General features: G+C 71.7%; 2 protein-coding genes. Both read right to left on the reverse strand.

Annotated elements, in window-relative coordinates; translation table 11 throughout:
* Positions 1-64 precede the first annotated feature (64 nt).
* Positions 65-814 carry a BTAD domain-containing putative transcriptional regulator gene (locus IJH84_RS08825; protein WP_200068006.1) on the reverse strand — a complete coding sequence of 250 codons (750 nt, stop codon included), beginning with the start codon at positions 812-814 and terminating at the stop codon, positions 65-67.
* A 117-nt stretch (positions 815-931) separates the two neighbouring features.
* The gene (locus IJH84_RS08830; protein ID WP_295142543.1) at positions 932-2,341 is read right to left on the reverse strand and encodes a hypothetical protein; all 1,410 of its coding nucleotides are present in this window, start codon (positions 2,339-2,341) and stop codon (positions 932-934) included.
* Positions 2,342-2,399 lie beyond the last annotated feature (58 nt).

Consider the following 2,399-nt stretch of genomic DNA (forward strand, 5'->3'; position numbering starts at 1 on the left):
CAGCGGACGGCAGGCCCCATCCCCAGGGGAGCCCGTCGTCCACGGGTGCCCTGCGGCACCCGGGTCAGGCGCGCACGTGGTCCCCGAGCACCGGCCGCACCAGTTCGCGCAGGTCCGGCGACGGTTCGATGCCCAGCTCCCGATCCAGCAATTGCGCGTAGCGGCGGTAGTGGCGCAGCGCCTGCGCGGGATTGGACTGCTTGAGCAGCACCCGCACCACCGCGCAGTGCGCGGTCTCCCGGAACGGCTCGACGACCGTGGCGGCCTGCGCCACTTCCAGTGCGGTCGCCAGCTGGCGGGACTGCACGAGCCGTTCCGCGGCGATCTCCAGCGCATGCACCTGGACCTGCTGCAACCGCTCCCGCTCGGCCAGCACCCAGTCCTCGTACCAGCCCGGCAGCAGCGGGTCGTGCCGCGCGAGGGCGTGCCCGATCCCGGCCCAGTCCGAGATCGGCTCCGCGGCGTCCTGCTGCAACAACCGCTCCCCCGTGGTGATCAGTTCGTGCACGTCCACCACCACCTGCGGGCCGAGCTCGATCTCCGCACCGCTGCCTTCGATGGCCCCCTGCACCCGCCTGCGCACTCGCCACAGCGTGGTGCGCAGGTTCGCCAGCGCGCTCTGGTCGTCGTTGTCCGGCCACAGCACCCCCGCGACGAAGTCCCGCTGAGTCCGCCCCCGCAGCGCCAGCAACGCCAGCAGCCGCTGCCCGCTGCTGGACATCGCCACCCCGGCACCGTCCCGGTGCAGCGACCATCCGCCGAGCAGATCCAGTCGCAAGGGCTGCGGGATCGGACGCACAGGTCCCTCGTTCATGACTCCCCCTTCTGCCGAGCAAGACCGGCCGCGCCCGCGGGCGGGACCCGTCACCGGTGCCGTCGGGGACGCGACGGCAAGCCGTTACACCACTACCCAGCGTGATGTCTGTGCAGGTCAGGGCGTTTTGGCCGCGCCACGATGCGCGAGTTGCGCACGATGCCGCGGCTGGTGCCTGGGGTGCTTGCGGCGGTGCCAGAGGAACACCTTGCGGCCGGTGCGGAGCAGGAACGCCGTCGCGCCGAGCCACGGCAGCAGCACCACCACCAGCGAGACGATCGCCAGCACTCCGGCCAGCGTCTGGCCCTGTCCGAGACCGGCGACTCCCGCGTCCCAGAAGCTCCGCCCCCGCGTCAACGCGGTCTCCAGGTAGCGCGGCACCCGTACCAGCAGCGACACCATGGCCAGGCCCAGCACCGGTACGACCACCATCACCCAGGCCGTCACGATCATGCGCACCCGCGGACGCAGTGCCCCGCCGGCGGGCTGTCCGGCCAGCCGGTGCTTGCCCGCGAGCCGCTGCAGGAACGGCCGCACGTGCGCGAACAGGTTCGGCACGCCGACCAGGTCGCCGAGGATGTAGTACCCGTCCAGCCGGATCAGCGGCAGCAGCTGCTGGAGCATCTGTATGTGGCTGAGCACGATGAACACCATCAGCGGCGGGAAGTGCGTGGCCCAGAAGAGCCCCGCGGCGCCCAGGATGAAGATCGCGTTGAAGTACAGCCCACCGAGGTCGGTGCGCAGCCTGCCCGCTCGGTCCAGCCGGTAGGCGTCCGTGACATTGGTGTAGAAGGCCGGGATCACCAGCAGGATCCCGACGCCGATGGAGCCCGGCCGCGCTCCCCCGTAGCGGCAGGCGGCGGCGTGCCCGGTCTCGTGGAAGAACGTGGAACCGATCACCAGCGCCATCACCGTCAGCACCTGAGCCGGATCGCCGACCGCGCGGTGGAACGCCGGATCCAGCGCGCCCGAACTCACCAGCGCGACGTCGACGACCACCAGCGCGCACAGCACCGCCACCACCAGCGCGGGCTGGAACAGCGGCGCCAGCACGGCGGCCAGCGGACGCACGAACCGCGCGGGCAGCAGCACGCCGCGCATCGCGAGCGCGATCAGCGGGTCGGCCCGCGGTGCTTTCGCCACCGGCTCGGCCAGGGTGGCCACGCCGAGTTCGTGCAACTTGTCGTTGATCAGGTACTCGACGCCGGGAACGGACACCTGCTTGCCGCATTCGGCGGTGATCCGATCGGCGATCTGGCGCAGCGTCCGGTGCCCGTCGATCTGCTCGGTCACCCGGTACAGGAGTTCGGACACCAGGACCATCTGGCCGTCGGCGCGGGAGAGCAGGTAGCGCGGTTCGGCGTAACCGGCACCTTCGTACCGCCCGCACAGCGAAATGCCCTCGGCCCTTACCGGTACCGCGTGCTCGTCGGTGGGATCGGCGCCGCCCGCGGAACCCGCGGGATCGGTTCCGGGGCGCTGGACGGACGCGGTCCCGGACTGCCCGGCCTCGGTGGCTTCTGACATGGGGTTCCCCTCTTGGCAAACCGGCCGGGGACGGGAAGACCCGTCCCCGGCGGGCCGG

Source organism: Saccharopolyspora sp., assembly GCF_017434145.1.
Taxonomy (GTDB): domain Bacteria; phylum Actinomycetota; class Actinomycetes; order Mycobacteriales; family Pseudonocardiaceae; genus Saccharopolyspora_C; species Saccharopolyspora_C galaxeae.